Origin of the sequence: Planktothrix sp. FACHB-1365, from assembly GCF_014697575.1 — a bacterium.
GTDB lineage: Bacteria > Cyanobacteriota > Cyanobacteriia > Cyanobacteriales > Microcoleaceae > Planktothrix.
Genome location: NZ_JACJSC010000030.1, coordinates 32,671 through 59,463, shown reverse-complemented (window position 1 = coordinate 59,463; position 26,793 = coordinate 32,671). Strand labels below are relative to the sequence as shown.

Annotated in this window: 16 protein-coding genes and 1 pseudogene; 11 read left to right on the top strand and 6 right to left on the bottom strand. The window is 39.3% G+C overall.

The features are described 5' to 3' along the window. The first annotated feature begins 51 nt into the window (after positions 1-51). Positions 52-7,494 carry an Ig-like domain-containing protein gene (locus H6G57_RS23700; protein WP_190523137.1) on the top strand — a complete coding sequence of 2,481 codons (7,443 nt, stop codon included), beginning with the start codon at positions 52-54 and terminating at the stop codon, positions 7,492-7,494. A gap of 79 nt (positions 7,495-7,573) precedes the next feature. Here H6G57_RS23700 and H6G57_RS23695 read toward each other — a convergent pair whose 3' ends face one another. Next, entirely contained in the window at positions 7,574-8,182 is a 609-nt protein-coding gene (locus H6G57_RS23695) for a hypothetical protein (protein ID WP_190523135.1), read from the bottom strand. A 240-nt stretch (positions 8,183-8,422) separates the two neighbouring features. Further along, the gene (locus H6G57_RS23690) at positions 8,423-9,445 is read right to left on the bottom strand and encodes a diguanylate cyclase domain-containing protein (protein ID WP_190523133.1); all 1,023 of its coding nucleotides are present in this window, start codon (positions 9,443-9,445) and stop codon (positions 8,423-8,425) included. Between the two features lie 380 nt (positions 9,446-9,825). On the opposite strand from H6G57_RS23690, the pseudogene H6G57_RS23685 reads away from it, so the two are divergent. The 7 genes and pseudogenes from H6G57_RS23685 to H6G57_RS23655 all read left to right on the top strand — a co-directional run. Then, positions 9,826-10,059, top strand: a pseudogene (locus tag H6G57_RS23685) (hypothetical protein); the annotation flags it as partial. Next, a complete protein-coding gene (locus H6G57_RS23680; protein WP_242049075.1) occupies positions 10,035-10,403 on the top strand; it encodes an MAPEG family protein in 369 nt (122 codons plus the stop codon). The pseudogene H6G57_RS23685 and the gene H6G57_RS23680, both read left to right, overlap by 25 nt. 182 nt (positions 10,404-10,585) lie before the next feature. After that, entirely contained in the window at positions 10,586-11,815 is a 1,230-nt protein-coding gene (locus H6G57_RS23675; RefSeq protein ID WP_190523123.1) for an RNA-guided endonuclease TnpB family protein, read from the top strand. An 8-nt stretch (positions 11,816-11,823) separates the two neighbouring features. Then, a complete protein-coding gene (locus tag H6G57_RS23670) occupies positions 11,824-12,039 on the top strand; it encodes a hypothetical protein (RefSeq protein ID WP_190523121.1) in 216 nt (71 codons plus the stop codon). A 9-nt stretch (positions 12,040-12,048) separates the two neighbouring features. Then, the gene (hpsL, locus tag H6G57_RS23665; protein ID WP_190523119.1) at positions 12,049-13,659 is read left to right on the top strand and encodes a hormogonium polysaccharide biosynthesis protein HpsL; all 1,611 of its coding nucleotides are present in this window, start codon (positions 12,049-12,051) and stop codon (positions 13,657-13,659) included. Positions 13,660-13,927: 268 nt separating this feature from the next. After that, positions 13,928-15,724, top strand: a complete 1,797-nt coding sequence (locus tag H6G57_RS23660) for a bifunctional diguanylate cyclase/phosphodiesterase (RefSeq protein ID WP_190523117.1) — start codon at positions 13,928-13,930, stop codon at positions 15,722-15,724. A 3-nt stretch (positions 15,725-15,727) separates the two neighbouring features. Then, positions 15,728-16,756 carry a PleD family two-component system response regulator gene (locus H6G57_RS23655; protein WP_190523115.1) on the top strand — a complete coding sequence of 343 codons (1,029 nt, stop codon included), beginning with the start codon at positions 15,728-15,730 and terminating at the stop codon, positions 16,754-16,756. Position 16,757: 1 nt separating this feature from the next. Here H6G57_RS23655 and H6G57_RS23650 read toward each other — a convergent pair whose 3' ends face one another. Then, positions 16,758-18,053, bottom strand: a complete 1,296-nt coding sequence (locus H6G57_RS23650; protein WP_190523113.1) for a recombinase family protein — start codon at positions 18,051-18,053, stop codon at positions 16,758-16,760. Then, positions 18,050-18,412: a VOC family protein gene (locus H6G57_RS23645; RefSeq protein ID WP_190523111.1), complete on the bottom strand. Its 363-nt coding sequence runs from the start codon at positions 18,410-18,412 to the stop codon at positions 18,050-18,052. The genes H6G57_RS23650 and H6G57_RS23645 overlap by 4 nt, the downstream gene beginning before the upstream one ends. 226 nt (positions 18,413-18,638) lie before the next feature. Here H6G57_RS23645 and H6G57_RS23640 point away from each other — a divergent pair, with 226 nt between their 5' ends. Next, the gene (locus tag H6G57_RS23640; protein ID WP_190523109.1) at positions 18,639-18,995 is read left to right on the top strand and encodes a type II toxin-antitoxin system RelE/ParE family toxin; all 357 of its coding nucleotides are present in this window, start codon (positions 18,639-18,641) and stop codon (positions 18,993-18,995) included. Between the two features lie 2 nt (positions 18,996-18,997). Further along, the gene (locus H6G57_RS23635) at positions 18,998-22,861 is read left to right on the top strand and encodes an NACHT domain-containing protein (protein ID WP_190523107.1); all 3,864 of its coding nucleotides are present in this window, start codon (positions 18,998-19,000) and stop codon (positions 22,859-22,861) included. A gap of 35 nt (positions 22,862-22,896) precedes the next feature. On the opposite strand, the gene H6G57_RS23630 is transcribed toward H6G57_RS23635, so the two are convergent. Further along, positions 22,897-23,694: a phycobilisome rod-core linker polypeptide gene (locus H6G57_RS23630; protein WP_190523105.1), complete on the bottom strand. Its 798-nt coding sequence runs from the start codon at positions 23,692-23,694 to the stop codon at positions 22,897-22,899. A 136-nt stretch (positions 23,695-23,830) separates the two neighbouring features. Then, positions 23,831-24,337 carry a phycobilisome protein gene (locus H6G57_RS23625; protein ID WP_190523103.1) on the bottom strand — a complete coding sequence of 169 codons (507 nt, stop codon included), beginning with the start codon at positions 24,335-24,337 and terminating at the stop codon, positions 23,831-23,833. A gap of 477 nt (positions 24,338-24,814) precedes the next feature. Here H6G57_RS23625 and ftsH4 point away from each other — a divergent pair, with 477 nt between their 5' ends. Next, positions 24,815-26,713, top strand: a complete 1,899-nt coding sequence (ftsH4, locus tag H6G57_RS23620; protein WP_190523101.1) for an ATP-dependent zinc metalloprotease FtsH4 — start codon at positions 24,815-24,817, stop codon at positions 26,711-26,713. Positions 26,714-26,793 lie beyond the last annotated feature (80 nt).

Here is a 26,793-nt window from a genome sequence, read left to right as displayed (position 1 = left end):
CCCTACGACTGATTACTAATTACTAATTCTAATTACTGATTACTGAATCTTATGACAAGTTCTACTATCAATACAACTCCTGCTACTTTAGCCTTAAGAATTTCTCCGAGTAATGGTTTGTACAATACAGGAGATTCAATCTTAATTTTTCCCACCACAGAATTTTCAGGTAAATTTGAAACATTTCCTGAAAATGTTCAAAATTTAGTCCCCCTTTCTAATGGCATCGGAACAACTTTACCAGGTGCTGCTGGGGGAGTGATTTTTGTTCCCGATGAACCTATTTTAGAAGCGATATCAATTGAAACGAATACACCGGTTTATTTAGCTGAAACAGCAGATGGACAATTTCAAACCTTAGAGGGTCAAACAACGGGAGAAATTCAAAGTGGCCCTGCTGGAAGTGTGATTTTTGTTCCCGATGGATATACCCCTGCAACCCCTAGCCCAACTGCAACTCCTAGCCCAACTGCAACCCCTAGTCCTACTGAAACCCCTAGCCCAACTGCAACTCCTAGTCCTACCGCAACTCCCAGTCCTACTGAAACTCCCAGTCCCACCGCAACCCCTAGTCCTACCCCCAGCGAGTCCCAACCCATTCAGATTCAAGGTGCGGGTACAGGTACAGAAGGTGATGATACGATTCTGGGAAGTAATCAAAGTGATACGATTTCTGGCTTAGAGGGAAATGACAGTATCTTTGGATTAGGAGGAAATGACCTTCTACAAGGAGATGCAGGACAAGATCAAATTAATGGCAATGAAGGAAATGATGCCATTGTCGGAGGCACTGATGATGACTGTCTGCGTGGAGGTCAAGGGGATGATTTGATCTTTGGTGATGCCGGGAGTGATCTGGCTTTTGGTGATCGAGATAATGATACCTTGAATGGCGGAACCGAGGCAGATACTTTATATGGTGGCCAAGGCAATGATAGTATCCGAGGGGGTAACGAAGATGACCTCCTCTATGGGGATAAAGGCAATGATACGGTATCCGGTGAACTGGGTAACGATAGCGTCATCGGAGGAGACGGAGATGATGTTTTATATGGGAATTCTGGTCAGGACTTCCTGAGTGGAGATACTGGAAATGATCAACTCTTTGGTGGCGGAGATGATGATAGTTTAGTCGGAGGTCAAGGGATAGATGTTCTCTATGGAGATTTAGGGAATGATACGCTTTCTGGAGGAGATGATAATGATCAACTGTTTGGGAATGCAGGGGATGATGTTCTGAATGGGGATATTGGGGCGGATAATTTATATGGAGGTGCGGGAGAAGATATTCTCAAGGGCGGTAAGGGTGCAGATTTCTTATCCGGTGATGACGGGAATGATTTGTTAGCTGGAGAAGCCGGAGTAGACACCCTGACTGGAGGTGCGGGAGATGATATTTTTGTTTTGGGTTATGTTATTACTCAAGCTCCCAATGGCGGCAGCTTTATTACAGGAACTACAGGCGGAACGAGCGTTGAATTAGCAGATATTATTACAGATTTTACCACAACTGATCAGCTTGGGCTATCGGGAGGATTAACATTCCAAGATCTCGAAATTTCCCAAGGTCAAGCTGCCAATGCCAGTAATACAATTATCAAAGATAAAAATACGGGTGAATTTTTAGCGGTTTTACAAGGGGTTAATGCGACTACCTTAAGCGAATCTAACTTTGTTCTTGACCCCACTGTCCCTCTTCCTCCCACCACTCCCCCAACCCCAACCACCTCACCGACCCCAACCCCAACCACCTCACCGACCCCGACCCCAACCCCAACCACCTCACCGACCCCAACAACCTCACCAACCCCAACCCCAACAACCTCACCAACCCCAACCCCAACAACCTCACCAACCCCAACCCCAACAACCCCACCGACCCCAACCCCAACAACCCCACCGACCACAACCCCACCGACCACAACCCCAACCAGTCCACCCACACCGACTCCCTCTCAACCCACACCTCCTCCTGTTGAACCCCCAACTCCAGCCGTTTTGCAGGCTGAAAATGATACGGTATCGGGTTTACAAAATAGTTTATTGGAGATTCCCTCTAACACAATCACCAGTAATGACACAGGGGTTGGACTGCTGACGGTGACAGAAGTTACTCAACCGTCTAATGGGACAGCAGTTTTAAATCGGGATAGTCGAATGATTACTTATACTCCTGATCAAAATTTTGCTGGTTTAGATACATTTAATTATCAAATCCGAGATGATAATGGGGCAACAGGAACGGCTACTGTTACCGTTGAAGTTGTATCTGTTAATGAGCCTCCAATTTTAGATCTTAATAGTTCCCAACCGGGCAATAATTACAGCACTGTTTTTGTGGAAGGGACAACGACCGTCGCAATTACTGGAAGTGTGAGTATTCTTGATGCAGATGATTCAAATTTGACTTCAGCAACGATTACTTTAATTAATAGTCCCAATGGTGAGATAGAAGGTTTATCGATACAAGGAGCCTTACCTTCAGGGATTACAGCAGGAGCTTATGATCCGACAACAGGAATTATTCTCCTAACCGGAACAGCACCGATTTCTAGCTATGAAATTGCACTGTCTCAAGTTGTTTATAGTAATACTTCCCAAAATCCTGATCCTGAAAATCGAATCATTGATGTAGTCGTTACGGATCATGAAAATGATAGTAATATTGCTATTAGCACAATTACTATTGATGCGGTTAATAATCCTCCCGTCAATACGGTTCCAGGAACACAATTAACAAATGGTAGTCAACCGATTGTATTTAGTCAAGCTAATAATAATCAAATTTTGATTAGTGACCCGGATGCGGATGGAAACCCCATTCAAGTTACCTTAACAGCTAGTACGGGAACTTTAACCTTGGGTGCAACACCAGCTAATGTGGAAATTTCTGGGGATGGAACAACAACAGTAACCTTAGTAGGTCGTCTGGAAAATATTAATACGGCTCTTAATGGTTTAACGTTCGCACCTCCTGCATCCTTGAATACCTCGGCGACTCTCCAAATTCTGACAACGGATAACGGAAATACAGGTAGTGGTGGCCCCCAAACAGCTTCTAGTACGATTAATATTAATCAACCGAATCAGCCCCCGAATGCGGTGAATGATAGTGTGGTGGGAACGCAAAATCAACTCTTAACAATATCTTCTTCCACTCTATTAGCAAATGATACCGATCCCAATAATGATCCGTTAACCATTACTCAAGTTAGTAATCCCACAAATGGAACTGTTACCCTCAGTAATGGCAATGTTTTGTTTACCCCAGTTAACAACTATACAGGGCCGGCTAGTTTCTTGTATAGCATTAGTGATGGTCAGGGTGGAACCAGTAGCGCGACGGTTAATATTACTGTTAATTCATCAAACCAGCCACCGAATGCGGTGAATGATAGTGTGGTGGGAACGGAAAATCAACTCTTAACAATATCCTCTTCCACTTTATTAGCAAATGATACCGATCCGAATAATGATCCCTTAACCATTACTGAAGTTAGTAATCCTACAAATGGAACTGTTACCCTCAGTAATGGCAATGTTTTGTTTACCCCAGTCAATAACTATACAGGGCCGGCTAGTTTCTTGTATAGCATTAGTGATGGTCAGGGTGGAACCAGTAGCGCGACGGTTAATGTTACTGTTAATCCTAATCAACCCCCAACCCTAGACTTAAATGGTAGCCAAGCGGGAAATAATACCGAAGTAGCCTTTCAACAAGGACAACCTGCTGTTGCGATCGCGAGTGGGAGTAGTATTGTAATTACGGATGCAGACAATACCACCATCCAGTCCGCCACAATTACTTTAACAAATCCACTCAATGGCGGTGGGGAAAGTTTATCAGCTAATGGTTCGTTACCTTCCGGGATTACCGCCAGTAGTTATAACAGCACCACCGGAATTTTAACCTTAACGGGGAATGCCTCACTAGCGTCTTATCAAACCGCCATTGGACAAGTTGTTTATAACAATACAGCTAATCCTCCCAATACCACCACCCGCCTAGTACAGGTTCAGGTGAATGATGGAACGAGCAATAGTAATACGGCGGCAAGTACCATTACGGTGATTGCTTTAAATCAGCCTCCGGTTGCTGTTACTGATGGCCCAATTTTTACCAATAATAGCATCCAATTCCCGATTTCTCCCTTAGCCAATGACACTGACCCCGATGGAGATGTCCTGACGTTGACTTCTGTGGATAATCCTCCCACCGCCCAAGGGTTAGTGACTCAATCGGGATCATCAGTTCAGTATACTCGTTTGGGAAGTAATACCGGGGTGGATAGTTTCAACTACACGATTAGTGATGGTCAAGGGGGGACGGCGACAGGTCAGATTAATATTGAATTATTACCCTTAGCCGATACGAATCCGAACTTAGTAACGGGAGGCAATTTTAGCGATAACCTTAATGGTTTGGGGGGAAATGACACCCTAAGCGGTTTAGAGGGGAATGACACCCTGCGGGGAAATGATGGTAATGATAGTTTATCGGGGGGAAGCGGAACAGATCTATTACAGGGAGGAATTGGAGAGGATACCCTGAATGGCGGTTTAACCCCGGATACGATGACCGGAAATGAGGGAAGCGACCAATTTCGTTATGAAACTGCTAATGATGGCGGTGGGTCGGGTTTTAATGCAAGTTCTAATACAGAGGTTAAAGCTCAAATCGGAGGTGCTTTATATGATACTATTACCGATTTTGAAGGCTTAGGATCTGCGGTCGGAGATCAGATTAATTTTGCCACAACGGTAATTCAATCCTTTGCAAATATTGCCACAACGGTACAAACCAATATTACCGGCGATGTGATTCCGGGTACAAATCCGGGTCTATTTGCTTTTGATGATGGCAGTAGCACTTACCTCATTTATGATGGTAATGGTGATAATACAACGGGTAATGATTCTCGAATTTTGGCAAAATTAGACAACGTTAATGGCGTGACAACCCTTAATGTTAATGACTTTGCTGGAATTGCTGGCTTAAATCTTCCTCCAGTAGTTCAAGGGAATACGACCGTTAATATTACTGAAGATATAACTCAGAATTTAGGAATTTCATCCCCAGTTGATCCTAATAATGACCCGTTAATTATTACTGTTAATAGTATTCCTGATAGCACTAAAGGAATCGTCCGTATAACGGGTCAAACTAACTCTATTATTATTGGTCAAACCTTAACGAGTGCTGAAATTAGTCAGTTAGAATTTGTACCAAAAGCTAATGTTAATGGTTCAGCCGGAGTATTTTTATATACCGTGAGTGACGGTGAAAATCCTGCGGTCAGTCAAACGGTTACGATTAATATTACGGCGGTTAATGATTTACCTGTTGCTGTTACTGATGGCCCAATTTTTACCAATAATAGCATCCAATTCCCGATTTCTCCCTTAGATAACGATAGTGACCCCGATGGAGATGCTCTAACGTTAACTTCTGTGGATAATCCTCCCACAGCCCAAGGGTTAGTGACTCAATCGGGGTCATCAGTTCAGTATACTCGTTTGGGAAGTAATACCGGGGTGGATAGTTTCAACTACACGATTAGTGATGGTCAAGGGGGGACGGCGACAGGTCAGATTAATATTGAATTGTTACCGTTAGCGGATGCGACTCCGAACTTAGTAACGGGAGGCAATTTTAGCGATAACCTTAATGGTTTGGGGGGAAATGACACCCTAAGCGGTTTGGGGGGGAATGACACCCTGCGGGGAAATGATGGTAATGATAGTTTATCGGGGGGAAGCGGAACGGATCTATTACAGGGAGGAATTGGAGAGGATACCCTGAATGGCGGTTTAACCCCGGATACGATGACCGGAAATGAGGGAAGTGACCAATTTCGTTATGAAACTGCTAATGATGGCGGTGGATCGGGTTTTAACGCGAGTTCTAATACCGAGATTAAAGCTCAGATCGAAGGTGCTTTATATGATACTATTACCGATTTTGAAGGCTTAGGGGCTGCGGTCGGAGATCAGATTAATTTTGCCACAACGGTGATTCAATCCTTTGCCAATATTGCCACAACGGTACAAACCAATATTACCGCAGATGTGATTCCGGGTACAAATCCGGGTCTATTTGCTTTTGATGATGGCAGTAGCACTTACCTCATTTATGATGGTAATGGTGATAATACAACGGGTAATGATTCTCGAATTTTGGCAAAATTAGACAACGTTAATGGCGTGACAACCCTTAATGTTAATGACTTTGCTGGAATTGCTGGCTTAAATCTTCCTCCAGTAGTTCAAGGGAATACGACCGTTAATATTACTGAAGATATAACTCAGAATTTAGGAATTTCATCCCCAGTTGATCCCAATAATGACCCGTTAATTATTACTGTTAATAGTATTCCTGATACCACTAAAGGAATCGTCCGTATTACGGGTCAAACTAACTCCATTATTGTTGGTCAAACCTTAACGAGTGCTGAAATTAGCCAATTAGAATTTGTACCAAAAGCTAATGTTAATGGTTCAGCCGGGGTATTTTTATATACCGTGAGTGACGGTGAAAATCCTGCGGTCAGTCAAACGGTTACGGTTAATATTACGGCGGTTAATGATCAGCCTGTTGCGTTTAATGATGGCCCAATTTTCACCAATAATGACATCCAATTCCCCATTTCTCCGTTAGATAACGATAGTGACCCCGATGGAGATGTTCTAACGTTAACTTCAGTGGATAATCCCCCTACAGCCCAAGGGTTAGTGACTCAATCGGGGTCATTAGTTCAGTATACTCGTTTGGGAAGTAATACCGGGGTGGATAGTTTCAACTACACGATTAGTGACGGTCAAGGGGGAACAGCCACTGCTAATATTACGATTAACCTGTTACCTGTTGCTGATAATAACCCTAACTTAGTAACGGGAGGCAGTTTTAGCGATAACCTCAATGGTTTGGGGGGAAATGATACCCTCGTCGGTTTAGAGGGGAATGACACCCTGCGGGGAAATGATGGTAATGATAGTTTATCGGGGGGAAGTGGAAACGACCTTCTCGATGGAGGTGCAGGACAAGATAACCTGTTTGGAGGTTTAGGACGAGATAGCCTCATTGGTAACTTAGGGGAAACAGACCTATTTATTTATAGTGATGCACTGGATGGAGGCGGTACTGCTTTTAATGCGGTGGGAACTGCAATTACGACTCAAATTGGCAGTGGTTTCTATGATTCTATTAGCAATTTTGAAGGTTTGGGTCAAGTGGGTGGGGATCAAATTAGCGTATCAACCAGTTTAATTGCAAATGCAGCTAATATCCTCCTCAGTGTACAAACGAATCTTTCAACCGATGTCTTGCCTGCAAATAACCCTAGTCTATTTGCCTTTAATAATGGTACGGATACTTACTTAATCTATGATGGCAATGGGGATAACACATCAGGAAATGATTCTCGAATTCTAGCTAAATTAGAGGGAATTACAGGGGTAACATCCTTGAATTCCGATGATATTATTCTGTTCTAATTAGACTTTTGGGCGGGTTTTTCCCGCCCAGTTCTCACCCGAAGAAACCCAAAATAAAGACACTTGAAATTCAGTTAATTTATTGTTGTTGAGAGGGTGTATCTAGTTTTAACTCAATGGAATTGTTTTTTTCCAACTCCACAACATTTTCAGGGGGAGTTAAACAAGTTTTTAAAACTTGATCAACCCCTAAATTTGTATTAGCTTGAATCAAGCCCACAACACAAAAAGACAACTTTTCAGGTAATACACTCCGACGACAACTATCAAGAATATTCAAGGGGTCAGATGAGTTAGTATTGCTGCTAATATTAACCACACAATTTGCTAATTCATCGGGACGCCGAACTTGCAAACAACCTGATAAAATTTGTTCTACAGGTAGGGCGGCAACATTTTTTTGCATTTGTGTGACACAATACCCCATATTTTTCGGCCTAGCTGCCATCGAACAGCCTTGAGTTGCCAATTCAACAGACAGCCCAGCGTTAGTTAACTGTTGAGTACAGTTTCTATAGTCTTGTCGCCGAATTTGCACAAAAGACGGAAAAGCAGATGCCGGAGCAACGGGGACAAACAGAGGAAATAAACTCACCGTTGCTACCACTGACAACCAACGCTGATTGCGGGATAGGTGAGTCAGAAGTGCTTTTTTCAACTCAGAAGACATCACAATACAACGATTCATAGTTTTGGACAATAATATCATAGGTAAGGTCAACAACCCACCGTTAAATCGGAGTACCGATTGTAACGGGGGCTTTTACAAGCCCTCGTTGACCAGACTAAATGCCAAAAGGGACTCCGTTAAAAATGAAAATTTTAGGGTATTTAATTAAAATTATTCTCTAAATCAGATCTAAAATAGAATTAATTAAAATATATTTAACCAATTTAAAGCTATATTTTTTATTCTATTTTTGAATATTTAGAGAATATCTGAAGCGACTTTAACTTGATCTCGCCCTTCAGACTTTGCCTGATACATGGCTTTGTCTGCCGCACTAATCAACTCTTGTAAATGGGATTCTTCTCCAGGAATAGAACAAGCAACCCCTAAACTACTGGTAATATAAGAACGGATGGGAGAGGAACGATGGGGAATTTTTAAAGAGCGAATTTGCAGTTGAATTTCTTCAGCAACTTTACGGGCATTTTCTTGATCTAAATGAGGTAAAATCACAGCAAATTCTTCTCCCCCATAACGAGCGACTAAATAGGGTTCTGGTTCCCTAACTCTGCGAACTGCCGTTTCAATAGCCTGGGCTATTTGTTGTAAACAATAGTCTCCGGCTAAATGGCCATAAGTATCATTATAAAGTTTGAAAAAATCGACATCACATAAAATCATGGAAAGATAATCGTTTTGGCACAACTGCGATTGTTCTTGTAAATAGCTATAAAATTGACGACGATTTGCCAATTGAGTTAAATCATCTAAAGAAGCTAGACGTTTTAGGTGTTGGTTTTCAGCTTGTAATTTAATTAATAATTTTTGCTGCATTTCAATTTGATTTTTGAGACTTTTAATCGTTGTATCAATCGGTAAATCACCAGAGGAAGGATGAGAGACTGTAAAGGGATTATTCGCCTCCAGGGTTGAGGTAAAGGACGTTAGATGTTGTACATTTAAGTCCGAATAACTATTCATCCATAACACCGGAACATTTTGGGTAATTTTGGCTTGCTTCAACTTGTGATAGGTTTCTTGAGGATTAGCTTGGTTGGGGTTAAAGGGAATCAGAATCACGTCTGGATTCGTATATTCCGCATGAAAAATCGCACTATCTGGATGAGGTGCAATCACAAAACTTAAGTGCAGTTCGTTTAATAATTTAACAAAGGATCTAAAATTTAAGGGATGGGTTTCTTCTATGATAATAATCATATAGGGCTTTAATTGATTTTGATTCATCACGGGTGTGCAACCAGGGAAATTTAAGTTCAGCATTTTGACCTAATCCATTACGTCGGACTAAGTTAACTATCTAATGTTTGGTTGAAGATGACAGTGATAGCGCTTGGATGAAGTCGTGATAGTTCAAAAGCTTTGGCGTGACAGGGAAAGAAGATTTCCTGTGACTGACTGGCAAGTTTAAAAGTGATTGAGATCACAAGTTGACTCTGGAGTGGTTTGCGGTTGACCCTGGGTTGTTAAGGGTAGGATAGGAAAAGATAGATTTACTGTAGGGGCTTTCTGGTTATCAGCTGAAACAGCAGACGCCCCACGTCTCTACCCGCAGGGTGAGCGTGGGATGAATGCGAGTGAGTTGACAAGGGGTTCCCTGACCAATGCCGTTCGCGTAGCGTCTCGAAGAGAAGGCGAGGAATTGGACTTGTGAAAAATGCCATACAAAACACGACAGGGATACTAACGCAGCAATAAATATCTGCAATGAAGGACTACGAATACTTCGACTACGCTCAGTACAAGTTTTGACCTCTGGAACGGGGGATAAAGCCTGTCGCCCAGATGTAAGTCGGAGCAATAGAGGACGTAAGAAATCTACTGCTCCGCTTTCTGTTGGGCAGGAAGCCTACTGTGTACGCGAAGCGTCACTGTAGGCAGTTCACCTGTGACAATTAATGTGGGGCGTGCCCGAATCAAATACAAAATTATGCCCCCTCAGATGACCGGAGACGAGAATTTTGAGCGAGTGGTGCGCGTCCAACAGAACACCCTGGAACAATTAGTTCTGTTTCTCCCGACGCTGTGGTTGTTTTCGGAATGGGTGAGTCCCATTTGGGCTGCTGGTTTAGGTGCAGTTTGGGTCATCGGACGAATTTTATATGCTTGGGGATATTACCAAGCCCCTGAGAAACGGATGCTGGGGTTTGGAATCAGTTCCCTGGTAACATTTACTCTTCTTGGGGGTGCTATAGTGGGAATAATCCTTTCCAGCCTGTAGAAATTCAGATTATTTATCTAGGATCTCGGTTTGAAGACTCCCGTTACACCGCCCGGTTAACGCCGGGCTGTGAATAAAGATGAAAAACCGAGCAACAAAACCAGATTGGCACGACATAGAAACAGTTGACACCAAACAAAAACTTGTGCTAACCTAGATTTAGGTCGAGATAGGTAGCATAAATGTTGGTTTTAGAATTTAAAGTTAGAGCCACATTGCAACAACGCAAGGCAATAGATGAAGCCATTCGTACAGCCCAATTCGTCCAGAACAAGTGTTTAAGATATTGGATGGATAACAAAGGGGTTAATAAGTACGATTTGAACAAATATTGTCGTGTATTAGCTCATGACTTTAAATTTGCTAACGAACTAAACTCTCAAGCCAGACAATCAAGTGCCGAGAGAGCATGGTCAGCCATCACTCGATTCTACGACAATTGTAAACGGAAAGTTCCGGGTAAAAAAGGCTTCCCTAAATTCAAAAAGAATTGCCGTTCGGTTGAGTACAAAACAACCGGATGGCAATTAAATTTAGAAACTCGTAAAGCTATTACCTTTACTGATAAAAAAGGGATTGGGCGGTTACGGTTAGTAGGAAGCTATGATCTGCATTTCTATCAACCCGAACAAATTAAACGAGTGAGATTAGTTAGACGTGCAGACGGCTATTATTGCCAATTTCTGATTTCAATTGACGTTAAGATTCAATCTGAACCAACTAATAAAACAATCGGTTTAGATGTAGGATTATCTGCTTTCTACACCGATGATCAAGGTAATAAAGTAGACAACCCTAAATTCTTGAGAAAGGGAGAGAAGAAAATTAAGCGGTTACAAAGACAACTTTCTCGTAAACGGAAAGGGTCTAATAACCGCAAAAAAGCCAGACAGCAATTATCTAAGGCTCATCTGAAAATCAGTCGGCAACGAAAAGAGTTTTGCAAACGAGTCGCATACTCCGTTATCCAATCTAACGATTGGGTCGCCTACGAAGATTTAAGGATTAAAAACTTAGTGAAAAATCATTGTCTGGCTAAGTCAATTAATGATGCAGCGTGGTATCAATTCCGTATTTGGTTAGAATATTTTGGGAGAAAGTACGGCAAGGCTACTATCGCTGTTCCTCCTCAATATACAAGCCAAAACTGTTCAAATTGCGGAAAAATCGTCAAAAAATCCCTATCAACAAGAACCCACGTTTGTAGTTGTGGATGTCAGTTAGATAGGGATGAAAATGCTGCAAAAAACATTTTAAGAATTGGATTAAGTACGGCAGGACATACCGGAACTTTCGGTTTAGAACCGATAAACGCTTTGGGAGAATTGACCTCTACTTTAACGGGAGCAATCCTGTTGGGGCAAGTCGATTCGTTGAACAAAGAATCTCCCGTCACATCGCTTGGCGATTGACGGTGAGAGTGTCAACTTCAGAACAAACCCTCAACTTCGACATCATCGAGCATCAATTGTTGCAATCGGCTTTATTAAAAGCTGAAACCTTGAGTGAATTGACAGCTTTGATTGTTAATTATACTCATTGGGAAATTATGCAAGCCTTTGAACGACTTCCCTCTCCTCAACAACAGCGTGTACAGGAACTTTGGGAAGTCAATATTCCTCAACGTTGGCAATAACCTATTCTAATGTCCAACTTCCCTGATCAACCCCAACAATCAGAACACCAGAGTCATCCTGACCCTGATCTTAACAGTTTTGAATACCCGGTGATTGATCTTGAACCGCCTTCCCCTAAAAAACCCAATTTCTGGCGGTTCTTAGCAATAGTCGCTAGTGTCGCTTTATTGATAGGACTCTTGCTATTTGCGAATGGGGTTTCTGTAAGTACCACAATCTTTAGCAGTATTGCTCTAATGATTCTGGTTTTGTGTTATCAATATCCCCGTCAAGGGTTATGGGCTTTTTTAATTTATTTACCCTTTGCGGGGACAATTTCTTACTGGGTTGGCAACGATCATTTTATTTTCCATTTAGCAAAAGATGGATTTTATATCCCAGCTTTAATCGGTTTAATTGTTGAATTAAGACAAAAAAAGTTACCGCTTATTGTTCCGCCTCAACTTAAAATTCCCCTGTTAATTTTGTTCACCATTGCCGTTGTTACTCTCTTCGCCGTTAATGGTGTTCAACAACGACACGCCACGGTCGATAACCAACCGTTTGCAGTGGGACTCTTCGGCTTAAAAGTTTTACTAGGATATATTCCTTTGATTACCGGGGCTTATTATTTAATTCGGACTCGCAAAGAACTACAATTTTTAACTCGTTTGCAAGTTGTTTTAATCCTAATTTGTTGCCTTTTAGGATTAATCCAATTTATCTTAATAATAACGGGGTATTGTTCAGATAATAGCGGTTTACCTGAACATTTATTATTGAGGGCAAATGTGCAGCGTAAATGTTTTGTGGGAGGCGCATTAGGGTATTTCCCATCAGAAAACTTTATTCGTTTACCCGGAACCTTTGTTGCACCTTGGCATTGGTCTTGGTTTTTAGTATCCAGTACGTTTTTTGGTTTTGCAACAGCCTTTAGTGATCCCAAATTTAAGTGGCGTTTAACGGGTTTAGCGGCGTTATCATTAGTGATGCTCAATGCCATTATTTGTGGTCAAAGAACAGCCTTGTTAGCAGTTCCATCCATTGTGATTTTGTTGCTAGTGGCGACCAGTCATATCTCACGGGTTAAGCGCTTATTAGTGATTGTTGTAGGGTTGATGGCTTTAATTATCGCCACATCAATTTTCGCACCAGAGGTCATGTCTGAACGAGTTGATAGCTTGATTGGACGTTGGAATGCTGATCCCCCGGCGGTGTTTTTAACGAAACAAGCGAATTTGAGTTTGAAAGCCCATCGCGGTTTTTTAGGCAATGGTTTAGGACAAGCAACAACCGCAGCCAGAGGATTAGGAAAAACGCGATTAATTGAAGCTTATTATCCTAAGTTGTACTATGAAATCGGCCCCTTTGGAGTTGCTGCTTTTTTATTTTTGGTGACAACCATTACGATTTTAGGGTTTAAATCCTATCATCAATTAATCGATCATAGTTTATGGGGTTATGGAATTACATTTTGGATTTTTATTGCTTTAATTAGCTATAATCCCTATTGGTATCCTCTCGATACCGATCCAGTGGCTGTTTATTATTGGTTTTTAGTGGGTGTCCTATTCAAATTGCCTAAAATTCAACAACAAGATCTGAAAAAAGAACAGCAACAAGACCCCCTTCCACTTTAATTTTTTTCAAAAACCTTGACACCAATGTTCAGGACATGAAACCCACAGGAATTGAGTAAAGCTCTAACAAAATGTTATAATTATGGTTTGTATTTTATGGAATTGAGACAGTTCGGTTTAATGAGGTAAGCCACTTTACCCAATACCCACATCCCCGGAGAACCTTTACCCAGTACATCCATTAACAATCAGAATAGGTCTTGATTCCAACCTGTAGTGATTGGGAATGACCTCAATCTATACCCTATCTTATCTGTTTCCAATTGAAATGAATCATTACAACCTAGATTTAACAAAAACTGAAGATATTCTCATCGTTGATGATACACCGGACAACCTCCATTTGTTGTCCCGAATGCTCACTCGTCAAGGATACAATGTACGCAAAGCTTTAAATGGTGCGATGGCATTAACGGCGGCTCAAACCGTTGCTCCTGATTTAATTTTGCTGGATATTATGATGCCAGAAATGGATGGTTATGAGGTTTGTCAGAATCTCAAAGCTAATGCTAAAACCGCAGAAATTCCAGTGATCTTTTTAAGTGCTTTAGATGATGTTCTCGATAAAGTCAAAGGCTTTCAAGTCGGTGGAGTAGACTATATTACTAAACCCTTCCAATTTGAAGAAGTTTTAGCACGAGTTCAAAATCAATTAGCATTACGATCCGCAGAATTGGAAATTCGGGTTTTAAATTCAAAATTAGAAGCACGGGTAAAAGAACGGACTCAGCAACTTGAAGAAGCTAATGCTAAATTATTAAAAATGGCCCTTCATGATGCCTTAACAGGTTTACCCAACCGAGCCTTATTAATGACGGATTTACACCAATCTATTCAACGATCTAAAGCTGACCCTAATTATCAGTTTGCGGTATTATTTTTAGATTGCGATCGCTTTAAAGTTGTGAATGATTCTTTAGGGCATATAGTCGGGGATGAACTCTTGATTTTAATTGCTCGTCGTCTCAACAGTTATATTAAACCCCAGAATACATTAGCCCGTCTAGGAGGAGACGAATTTGCGATTTTATTAACGGAAATTCCCGACTTTCCCCATGTTATTGAATTAGCCGATCAGATTTTAGACTCTTTTTCTAAACCTTTTCATTTAGAACGACATGAAGTTTTTATTAATGCTAGTATTGGGATTGTAATCGGTCATTCAGACTATAATGAACCAGAACATTTACTGCGTGATGCAGATACAGCCATGTATCGAGCTAAAGCATTAGGAAAAGGACAATATCATATCTTTGATCCGGTGATGCACGCGGCTGCTTTAGAGCGATTACAGTTAGAAACCGATTTACGTCGGGGTCTGGAACAGCAAGAGTTAGTCGTTCATTATCAACCGATTGTTGATTTGAATACCGGAAAAATTGCTGGATTTGAAGCCTTAGTTCGATGGCGTCATCCTGAACGGGGTTTAGTTCCACCCGGTCTATTTATTCCCATTGCTGAAGAAACAGGTTTAATTACTCCCATTGGCTATTGGGTTTTATTTGAAGCCTGTCATCAACTGCAAACTTGGCAAAAACAAAATTTAGTGGATTCTAGTTTATTTGTCAGTGTTAATTTATCCGTTAAACAGTTTGCTCAACCCAATTTATTAGAACAAATTGATCAAGTGTTAGAACAAAGTCAACTTGATCCTGATTGTTTAAAATTGGAAATTACCGAAAGTGCAATTATGGAGAATGATAAGGATGTAGCTATCATTCTCAAAGAACTCAGAAAACGTCGTATTTTAATTAGTATTGATGATTTTGGAACCGGTTATTCTTCCCTAAGTTATCTCCATTCTTTTCCGGTTGACACCCTAAAAGTTGATAAATCCTTTGTTCAACGTCTTAACTTAGAATCGGAAAATGTTGGCTTAATTCCTGTGATTATTAGTTTAGCTAAAACCATGAATATGAGTGTGGTTGCTGAAGGGATTGAATTACCTGAACAATTAGCCATCCTTAAAGAATTAAATTGTGGATTTGGGCAGGGATATTTATTTTCTAAACCGTTACCCGGAGAACAATTAATTAAATTGCTTTCATTAACTCCCCAATGGTAAATTATGGAACAAGATGAAACTTTTTCAACTCAGGGAAATTTACTCATCATCGATGATGAACCGGATAATATTCGGGTTTTGTCAGCGTTGTTAACTCAACAGGGATATTATGTCCGCAAAGCCTTAAATGCTGACATGGCAATGATCGCCATTACCGCTTTAAAACCCGATTTAATTTTACTCGATATTAGAATGCCCCAGGTGACAGGATATGAGTTATGTCATCAGCTAAAATCCTCTCCAGACACCGATGAAATTCCTATTATTTTTATTAGTGCGCTGAATCAAGTTGAAGATATTATCAAAGCGTTTTCTGTAGGAGGGGTAGACTATATTACTAAACCGTTCAAAGTTGATGAAGTGTTAGCACGGGTCAAAAATCAGTTAACAATTTGTCTGTTAAAACAACAATTAATGACACAAAATCAAAAATTATTACAACAAAATAATCAATTACAAAATGAAATTAAAACCCGTAAAAAAGCCGAGGAAACTTTACAAACTGTGAACCGTCAATTGCAAAATTTAGCCTCTTGTGATAGTTTAACCAGTTTGGCTAACCGTCGACATTTTGATGAATATTTCGATCAAGTTTGGAAACAAATGATCGAGGAACAACAACCCTTAGCTTTACTGCTTTGTGATTTAGATTATTTTAAAAATTATAATGATCATTATGGACATCCCGCCGGAGATATTTGCTTGAAATTAGTCGCCCAAGCCTTAGATCGATCTATTAATAATTCTACAGATTTAGTAGCTCGCTATGGTGGAGAAGAATTTGCCATTATTCTTCCTAATACGGATTTACAAGGGGCTCTGAAAGTCGCAAAAACCATTCATCAAGAAGTCCAACAGCTTAAAATTAATCATGAGTATTCAAGGGTGAGTTCTATTGTAACGGTCAGTATCGGGATTTCTTATCGAATTCCCCAAGCTCATACCTCTTCTCAACAGTTATTAGAAATTGCTGATCAAGCCCTTTATGAAGCAAAACAAAAAGGTCGGAATCAATATTGTGTTAAAGTATAAATTAAAAAATAAAGATTAGCTTTAACTCCCAATTATCCCCATCTCGAATAATCTCAATTTTTTGAATAAACTCTCGAAAATAAAACCGTCGTTCAGGTTCGGATAAATCCAACCAAAACTGTGGAATACAAACTGCTTGCGCCGTTTCTTTTAAATTAACTGGCGGAAGTTGGGCTAATTTTCCTTGTAATTGAGCAATTTCTGTCCGCAATTTATAAGTTCTTAACTCTGCTGTTTCTAAATCTAATATTCCCGAAGTTAATAAATCAGGAATTTGTAACAAAATCTCCTGTTTTTGGTTAATCTCCTGAATCATACCTTGTTTAACAATTTGTAAATCCGGTAAATTTAACTCAGCAACCGCCTCTGGTAAATCTTGACAAATTCGTTCAATGGTTAACTCTAATCCTGTTTGATAAGATAAAGCTTTACACTTAGGATTTCGCGGACAATTTGTAGGACGTAAATATAAATATTCTTGATCTTTACGATAGGTTGTAACTCGTGAAACCGTCAGAGAAGATTGACATTCTCCACAAACAACTAACCCCGCTAACGAACGCGGCGCACTCGCAGTTCGGGGGGGAAGGCGTTGATTTCGGCGCAATAATCGATCCACCTGGGCACCTTCATCCCGTGATATAATCGGAATATGGGTATTAGAAATAATCTCCCCATTTTTATATTCTAAATCCCCTCGATAAACTGGGTTTGTTAACCATCTTCGTCCCGTTGTTACCGATATTTTTTTCCCATATCGCTTTTCTAAATAGCGCACCGCACCTCGCAAAGACCCGTAAATTAAAAACCGATCAAAAAACTCTTTAACAATAGGAGAAACGCTGCGATCTAAAATATAACGGTCTTTTCCTCTTCGATATCCGTAAGGTGCTTTCCCAGGCGGAGGTAAGGCTTTAATTCGATTTTTAGCGTGTCCCTGACGAATCCGACGACTACGTTGGCGATTTTGAATTTCTATAAATAATTGCATTAAATCACACCGATTAATTGTAGTATCAGAGGTGTTAAAATCTGATTCAATAGCAATAATATTAATTTGAAATGATTCTAACTTTTGTAAGCGATCGCTCACTTCTAAAACTGAATCTCCTAACTCTTCTAACCGTCGAATTAATAAATATTCTGGCGGTTCTAAATCACAATCTTTCAATAATTGTTCTAGTTCTTCTCTTTCGCCTAAATCTTGATAAACCCGATCCACTTCCCATCCCCAAATTATCCGATCTGGGGGTTGTTCAAACAACGGATCAGTATAACAATAAGCAATAATTTTCATGCTTCATTTAATTCAATTATATTACCATCAGGATCTTGTGTAAACAATGCAGGGCGACCGGAAGCACTCATTTGAAAAGAACAATTATAAGTCATTAACTGTTGTTTCGCAGTTTCTAAATCTTCAACAGCAAAAGCCAAATGTCGATTTCGTCCCCATTTCTGATTATTAACTTGATCGTTAATTACAGTTTCAGCTTGAATTAAATGAATTTGAAACTCACCAACTTGATACCAAATCCCCGGAAAGTTCAAGGGACGTTCTATTTTTTCTAAACCTAAAACTTGACTATAAAATTCTTCTGATTGTTCTAAATCAGACACTAAAATAGCAGCATGAAGATATTTATTGATTTGCATAACATCCCAAAACAAAACAATATATTAATTATATAACAATCTTCGTAGGGTGCGTAAGCAAAGCGCACGCACCAAAACAACAAAAATGGCCATTAAAAACCCAGTTTCTTTAACAAACCAGGTTTTAGGAGTCCATGTTTCAAAAAAGTGCTATAATTTGTTACAGGTAACTAGACAACCTGAACCTTAAGCTGATAAGATGCTCTCAAGGAGTTATACCCTATGAATGCGAAAAATTGACTATTACAAAACCGCCTCCGGTAATGATCCAGTTAAGAAGTTTATTAATTCTCTCTCGACAGCACAAAAAAAGAAAATTTCCGATGTTTTTAAGCTAATTATGGAAACAGAGGTAGTTTCAATTAAATTGTTAAAAAAATTGAAGGGTACAGATAATATCTGGGAAATTAGAGTCAGTTTAGATGGAAATATATTTAGATTTCTAGGGTTTATAGAAAAAAATAATTTAATTATTTTAACAAATGGATTTGCTAAAAAAACACAAGAAACGCCCTTACAGGAAATTAAATTAGCTGAACAGCGTAAACAAGATTACTTATTAAATAGAAAGGAGTCAAAATAACGATGAGTGACTTTCGCCAACACCTGGAAGAATTAAAAGCTAACGATCCTGAATTTGCGGAAAATTTTGATTTTGGTTATGCTTTATTTAAAAAAGCATGGTCTACTGTTACAGATCATGAACAATTTAGCCGGATGACCTCTAATATTGTAACCGGAGGAGACGGTTTAGAATTTGAACGAGAAGACATTTATGTTCCTTTAGGATTAATAGAACGTCAACAACGACCTAAACGCGATAAAAATCAAGGTTCACCCGAACAAGGAAGCGAAATTTATCAAGAAAAAATTACTCCCATTAGCAATGATACCTTCTTTGAAGATATTTTAGGGCAAGGAAAAAGTAAAAGTCAAGGAAAACGAATTGCAATTATTGGAGAACCGGGCGCAGGAAAAACAACTTTATTACAAAAAATTGCCGAATGGATATTAGTAGAAACTGATGAAATTCCCGTTTGGGTTTCTTTAGCTGACTTAGGAACAAGATCCCTACGAGAGTATATTTTAGAAGATTGGTTAAGGGATGCAACCCAAGAATTAGAAAATCCTCCTCAAAAGATAAAAGATGCTTTTAATAAAAGTTTAAAAGACGGTAAAATTTGGCTTTTATTAGATGGGGTAGATGAAATGGGGGTTGATTATCCCTTACAAACCCTCGCAACCCAATTAAAAGAAGGTTGGATTAAAAATGTACGGATTGTATTAACTTGTCGGTTAAACCTGTGGGAAGCAAACCGCAATGAACTTTATAATTTCCAGTTTGATATTTATCGAAACTTAAATTTTAATCGAGATCAAATTCATAATTTTATTGAAAATTGGTTTCAAGGGATTAACCCTGAACGTGGACAAAAATTAGACACCGCTTTAAATCAAGCGGGGAAAGAACGGATTTGTGATTTAGTTAAAAATCCCCTGCGGTTAGCGTTATTATGTTGGACTTGGCAAAGAGATCAAGGAAATTTACCCGAAACCAAAGCCGAACTTTATCGTCAATTTGTCGAAGTACATTATGAGTGGAATAAAACCCGCACAACTGATCAGCAAAGACAAAAATTGAATTCTGCTTTAGGAAAATTAGCCTTAACAGCAATTGATCAATTTCAATCTCGCTTTCGGTTACGGGAAAGTTTCGTGCGACAAATCTTTAATCAAATTGACCCAGAGTTGTTTGATTTAGCCAAAACTTTAGGATGGTTAAATCGGGTGGGTGTAGCCGCTGAAAATCCAGGGGAAAAAGTCTATGCGTTCTATCATCCCACCTTTGAGGAATATTTTGCAGCTTTAGCAATTAAAGATTGGGATTATTTTTTACCCCGTGAACATAATAATCAAAATCCTCAACCGATTTCAGGTAAAAACTATCGAATTTTTGAAAAGCAGTGGAAAGAGGTATTTCTATTGTGGTTAGGTCGTGAAGATATTTCTACCACTCAGAAAGAAGAATTTCTGCAAAAATTAATAGCATTTCAAGATAATTGTGACAATTATTATCGGTTTCAAGCTCACTTTATCGCAGCTTTGGGAGTGGCAGAATTTAAGAATTTTAGTCAAGCAGAAAATGTATTTGATCAAATTGTTGGATATGGGTTTAGTTATTGGGAATCTAACAATAATAAATGGCAATCTTATCCCCATTGGCTAGAAAAATCAGCCCGTTCATTATTACAAGAAACTGATTCTATTTATACAGCCGATGCTTTAATTAAAAAAGGTATAGAAAATTTACAGATTCAAAAAAATAACCCCCAAAAAGCAGAACAATTATCAAGTATTCTTGCTGATATCACCTATAGTTTAGGAAAGGTTAATCCTGAGCATGATATTTTTATAACATGGTTAAGAAAAGATTTAGAAATCAATAAAAAGAATAGAGATTTTTTTAAATATACTTTACTTCCTTACTTGACAACTCTCAGAAAATTAGCCCCTACTTCTATTAAAGATTTATTGAATTTTATGGAGATAATTTATAGAGAACTTTATGAACAAACAACGGAACAACTTGAGACAGAAGTACAACAAATAGAAGATAATATATCAACAGAGTTTCAGAAAGGTTTTTCTCGCCGCCGTATTTCATACTACAATGATGAAATCGAACGCTGGACAGAGGGAATTAAAAATGCACAACGAGGGCGTGAACAAGAAGTATTTAATGGATTGCTGTCAGTTTTAGAACAGTTTGGTTATCGAAACTCTATTATGATTGATTTTATCCAGAATCTTTTGACTCTGGAAAATATCAAAGAATCTGGACGTTTTCGGTTAATTAAACTCTTAGAAAAAATTGATCCTGATTATGCAGCCAGAAGTTCTGATGAACAGAATGATGACCCAATCAGTGATGAAGACCTAATTAATTTTATTAACTCTAATCCTTCAGAATCCAAGCAAGTTCAAATTACTTTAAAACGATTAAACTTTAACTCGGATGATTCCCTGGCTCTTGAAATTCTCACTAACTTAATGGAAAATAGCCAAAATGAGAAGATTCGTTGTGATGTGGCTGAAAAGTTAATTGAATTTGATATTAAACGCGCTGAGGCTACAGCAACCCTAACAGAACTGATGAATCAAAGTCAAGACTCATGGGTTCAAGAGGAAGCTGCAAAGTTAAGTATAAAGATTAATCCCAAAAATTTCACAGCAGTTAAGATTTTAGTTGATCAATATTGCTCTAAAGAACTACCAGAAGAAGCCGATAATTATTGGATTAACACAAGGGAACAAATAGAAATAGATTCTGATAACGAGGAGGAATTGAGTAATTATTTAATTCAATATCCACAAGTGATTGAGCCACTCAGCCAAATTCTTCGCAATAGTCAAGATGATAAGAAGAAAGAATTTGTGATCAATCTATTAGGAGAAGTGGGTAAAAATAGCAGTAACCCAATAGCCGTTGAAGTTTTGACCGAAGAAATCATTAATACAAATGATAGTAAAACTTGTTTTAATACTGCAATACAATTAGGAAAAATTGATCCAGGTAATTCCGAAGCTGTGGAAGTTTTCATGGCTGTTTCACAAGATCAGAATGAAGATGAACTAAATCGTATTGATGCTGTAAACAATTTAACGCAAATGGGTTGTATTAACCTAGAAATCATCAATACTTTACTATCTATGATTCGCCTAGATGAAGAAATCGACTATTTTTTAAAAGAAGCATTAATCAAGATTTGCAGCAACCAAGTTTATCCTGAAGTTATTTCTACTTCAAAATATTATCTATCCAGCCGTAAATCTCATTTTTTCAGTCTTGATGATGACCTTGAAATTCAGGAAGTGCTTTGGAATTGCGCTCAAAATATGAGCTATCCTGAATTCTATCAAGCTTGGCATCGTCAACCCACAACGACCCATCCAGAGATTTTAGAAATAACGGGAATTAAGGTTAATCTGGAAATGCAAAAATTAATTTTGCAAAATCTGGCTCAAAGTTTGACGAATCAAATACAAACTGAACCGAACCTGAACGCCAGTATACTGCCAATTTTGATTGATAACAATACATTTATTGATCCTAATAATCCCAGCAGCAAAATTTATACAGAAATGGTGAAAGCAGGGTGTTCGACCTATGCAGAGGGAACGCCAAAAACGATGATAGAATTACAAGCGTATTGGGATTTATTAAAAAGCGATCGCAAGGTTGTTTTAGTATTTTATGATAGTCGAGCTTTATCAGAAAATCCTCAAAAATTTAGTGAAATTTTTATCAATCAACTCAAGACATTTACAGGTGCGATCGCTTTGATTACAAATCAACCGATTGATCAATTTCAACAATTTTCACCCCAAGATCCGCAACTGATTGAAAATCTGATTAAATGGATGCGATCGCTAGTTGCAGAATTTTAATAATAAGCCAAGGTGGGTCAAAGCCCACCCTATTGTTAATTTTTAAAGAGTAAATTAGCGTTAGTGATACTAACATACTCCAAGACCTTTTGTTGAAGGTCAGTTTCGATCTCTTTAAGACTCACAGGTTGAGGATAGAATGCGAGAATTTCTGCAATTTCTTTGACACATAGGGATAGCCGTTGAATATGCTTAGGTGTCATTTTGGTATCGGCGGATAAATCTAAAACTTCCTCAATAGGTGATACCTGTTGAACTTGAAATTTATCCTCCTCTCGAACACAAGTTCCCCCATCACAGTCGATGTGTAATTCATGTTGATAATGGGTCGGAATTGCCCACCCTCTTTGTCCAGCGTGTTCATGACCGAGCTTTTCATTTTCGATATATTCACTGGCGGATTCAAAACGATGTTCATGCCAGTAGGGGATGGTAAAATAACCAAAGGATTTCCGATATTCTTCAGAATCAACTAACTCTGAAACCAGGGCACCAACCCCATGACGAACTAAAATATCATCCCATTCATGCAGTTCTTGATTATTTTTGGGGGCTCGTCCTAAAAAATGTTTACAAGCATTTTCAATAAATTTCATATTAGAGCTATTTTCATAAAAAAGCTCTAAATAAATCGGACGAACTGCTAAACTTTTTAAGAAATGGCGAATGCCTATTTTTCCCTTGATAAAATCTTTTTCTAAATCAGCTAAGTGCTTTCGTTCAGACTCATATAATTGCCGTTCTAAAACTTGTTGATAAATCTGTTTTAAAACAAATTCTCGTTCTTCTGGGGAAGCGTCATGACGAGTCGTTACAGGTTGAGTTAACGTCATAAATAAATTAAACTCCTGTGTGCATTAATATTCCAAATCAGCCTGAATTTACCTACTATTGTATGAGGATTGAAAATATCATTCCTGTGGCTGGGAACGAAGGAACACCCTGAAAAAAAATAACAATCAATCCGTTTTAAACACCACTTCGTTGAACATTTGCCATGAGTTTAGGGGGAGTATCTAAGACTTCTAAAACAATGTCCATATAAGGTTTTAATAACTGGTTACAGACACTTGGTAATTGTTCTTGTAAGGTTTCTTGAAGATAGGTATAAGCTTGAAGACACTGGGTATTTTTCTCGTGGGCGGCTAAAATATTAGCCAGCCACAACATTAAAGATTCCTTAAAAAAGTGAGGATCATCGCGTAACAAAGCAACAGACATCAAACACATCGTCATCGACATATCATAAACACAGCGTTTGGAATGCTTTTGCATGATTTCTGGATGAGATAGCATGAATTTCTTCAGAGCTTGTTTGATTAAACCTGCTGATTTTGCCCGCAACACTTCATAGGTTTTAGTTCGAGCATTTAATGTTTGAACGTACTGATGCAAAGGTTTGAGTTCTGCATTGGTTAAATATCGTCCGTCGCATTGGGTGATTAAGTCATCCCACGTTGAATTAATCGTTGGCATTTTAATCTCCTCTGTCTAGCCAGAATCCTATCTTCTAATTTGATACAAAATTAAATTTAAGTCAAGAAATTGATGTAATTTTTAATAAAAACCTTACACTTATTCTATTTTTACAACAGTAATTGTACGGACAATCATGCCCAATAGATGATCCTGTGTTCACTCTTGTCAAGTGCCAAAAAACGATCCTTTGATGAGCCTGCCCTCACCCCACCGATTAGGGAAATCACGCTATGGTAAAAATTATAGATCATCGAGGAGAGCCTTACAGGAACAGAGAAACATGGGATTATGACAATATGAAAGCAGACAGGAGGCACAAGAGATTAGTGTCAACCTTAAACCGAATCTCTACCCGGTCGCCTGAAAATTTATTTCTGAGGTTTATCCCAAAAATCCATTAAAATCAACTAAATTATGAACGTTCTCTGATTTGAAACTGTACGCCTTTAATGAGTCAACCTTTAATTAAATACCATGAGTGTAAAAGACAAACCTAAATTTCCTCGAAATCTTCCCATCGGAAGCATTTTATTTTGGTTGGGTGTAATCTTCTTAATTGCCAACCTGACATTACCCGGATTATTCGGGCCACAAATTCCTCGTGTTCCCTATAGTTTATTTATTGAACAAGTGGAAGATGGGCAAGTTTCTCAAGTTTATCTGAGTCAGGATCAAATTCGCTATTTAGTGAAAGGAGAACAGGAAAAACCGGGACAAATCCTATCAACAACTCCGATTTTTGATCTGGATTTACCCAAACGGTTAGAAGCCAAAGGCGTTGAATTTGCGGCTGCACCTCCTCCTCAAAATACTTGGTTTTCTAGCTTAATTGGTTGGGTAGTTCCTCCCTTAATTTTTGTGGGAATTTGGCTCGCTGTCGGACAATTTTTACAAAGCCGAGGCGGAGGAATTGGAGGGCCGCAAGGAGCACTTTCCATTAGTAAGAGTAAAGCTAAAGTTTATGTGGAAAACGATGCCACAAAAGTCACCTTTAAAGATGTGGCTGGAGTGGAAGAAGCCAAAACCGAATTAGAAGAAGTGGTGGAGTTTCTCAAGACTCCCCAACGATTTTTACAAATTGGCGCCAGAATTCCCAAAGGTGTGTTATTAGTCGGCCCTCCTGGAACTGGAAAAACCTTATTAGCTAAAGCCGTAGCCGGAGAAGCGGGTGTTCCATTCTTTAGCATTTCGGGTTCAGAATTCGTGGAATTGTTCGTGGGTGCAGGGGCGGCGCGAGTTCGAGATTTATTTGAACAAGCCAAAAAGAAAGCCCCTTGTATTATCTTTATTGATGAATTAGATGCTATTGGAAAATCGCGGGCGAGTGGCGGAATGTATGGGGGAAATGATGAACGAGAACAAACCCTCAACCAATTATTAACAGAGATGGATGGGTTTGCAGCCGGACAAGCAACGGTGATTGTTTTAGCCGCTACAAACCGCCCGGAAACTTTAGACCCTGCCTTACTGCGTCCCGGTCGATTTGATCGTCAAGTTTTAGTTGATCGTCCTGATTTATCCGGTCGGTTACTAATTTTAGAAATCTATGCTAAAAAAGTAAAAATTGGGCCGGATGTTGATTTAAAAGCGATCGCCACTCGTACCCCAGGTTTTGCGGGTGCAGATTTAGCTAATTTAGTTAATGAAGCTGCCTTATTAGCCGCTCGAAATAAACGGGAAACCGTCAGCCAAGCGGACTTTGCAGAAGCCATTGAACGGGTAGTTGCTGGATTAGAGAAAAAATCCCGTGTTCTCAATGAAAAAGAGAAGAAAATTGTGGCCTATCATGAAGTCGGTCACGCGATTGTTGGTGCAGTGGTTTCTGGTCAAAATAAAGTGGCTAAAATCTCCATTGTGCCACGCGGAATGGCAGCTTTAGGATATACCTTACAACTGCCAACCGAAGACCGTTTCTTACTCAGTGAAGAAGAAATGAAAGCCGAAATTGCCACCTTATTAGGGGGGCGTTCAGCCGAAGAAGTTGTCTTTGGAAGTATTACCACAGGGGCTACCAACGACTTACAACGGGCGACGGATTTAGCTGAACGCATGGTCACCAGTTATGGCATGAGTAAAGTATTAGGGCCGTTGGCTTATGAAAAGGGTCAACAAAACAATTTCCTCGGCGATAATATGATGATGAATCCTCGCCGTTATGTTAGTGATGAAACGGCAAAAGCCATTGATGATGAGGTGAAACAACTGGTTGAACAAGCCCATCAAACCGCTTTGGATATCCTGAATCAAAATAAAGATTTAATGGAGCAAATTGCCCAACAAATCTTACAAACGGAAGTCATTGAAGGGGAAAATCTGCAAAATTTGTTAAATCAAGTTAAGTATGAAGGCAAAATTCCCGCCGTGATCGCATAATTGATCTATCCCCCCTCGTTCCCTGGTATAACCAGGGAATGCCTATCAGAGGCTCTGCCTTTAAATATACTATTCCGTTG

Excerpts from the sequence above, each read along its gene's own strand:
- H6G57_RS23700 (WP_190523137.1), top strand. The coding sequence starts at position 52 with ATGACAAGTTCTACTATCAATACAACTCCTGCTACTTTAGCCTTAAGA.
- H6G57_RS23695 (WP_190523135.1), bottom strand. The coding sequence starts at position 8,182 with ATGAATCGTTGTATTGTGATGTCTTCTGAGTTGAAAAAAGCACTTCTG.
- H6G57_RS23690 (WP_190523133.1), bottom strand. The coding sequence starts at position 9,445 with ATGCTGAACTTAAATTTCCCTGGTTGCACACCCGTGATGAATCAAAAT.
- H6G57_RS23675 (WP_190523123.1), top strand. The coding sequence starts at position 10,586 with ATGTTGGTTTTAGAATTTAAAGTTAGAGCCACATTGCAACAACGCAAG.
- hpsL (WP_190523119.1), top strand. The coding sequence starts at position 12,049 with ATGTCCAACTTCCCTGATCAACCCCAACAATCAGAACACCAGAGTCAT.
- H6G57_RS23660 (WP_190523117.1), top strand. The coding sequence starts at position 13,928 with ATGAATCATTACAACCTAGATTTAACAAAAACTGAAGATATTCTCATC.
- H6G57_RS23655 (WP_190523115.1), top strand. The coding sequence starts at position 15,728 with ATGGAACAAGATGAAACTTTTTCAACTCAGGGAAATTTACTCATCATC.
- H6G57_RS23650 (WP_190523113.1), bottom strand. The coding sequence starts at position 18,053 with ATGAAAATTATTGCTTATTGTTATACTGATCCGTTGTTTGAACAACCC.
- H6G57_RS23645 (WP_190523111.1), bottom strand. The coding sequence starts at position 18,412 with ATGCAAATCAATAAATATCTTCATGCTGCTATTTTAGTGTCTGATTTA.
- H6G57_RS23640 (WP_190523109.1), top strand. The coding sequence starts at position 18,639 with ATGCGAAAAATTGACTATTACAAAACCGCCTCCGGTAATGATCCAGTT.
- H6G57_RS23635 (WP_190523107.1), top strand. The coding sequence starts at position 18,998 with ATGAGTGACTTTCGCCAACACCTGGAAGAATTAAAAGCTAACGATCCT.
- H6G57_RS23630 (WP_190523105.1), bottom strand. The coding sequence starts at position 23,694 with ATGACGTTAACTCAACCTGTAACGACTCGTCATGACGCTTCCCCAGAA.
- H6G57_RS23625 (WP_190523103.1), bottom strand. The coding sequence starts at position 24,337 with ATGCCAACGATTAATTCAACGTGGGATGACTTAATCACCCAATGCGAC.
- ftsH4 (WP_190523101.1), top strand. The coding sequence starts at position 24,815 with ATGAGTGTAAAAGACAAACCTAAATTTCCTCGAAATCTTCCCATCGGA.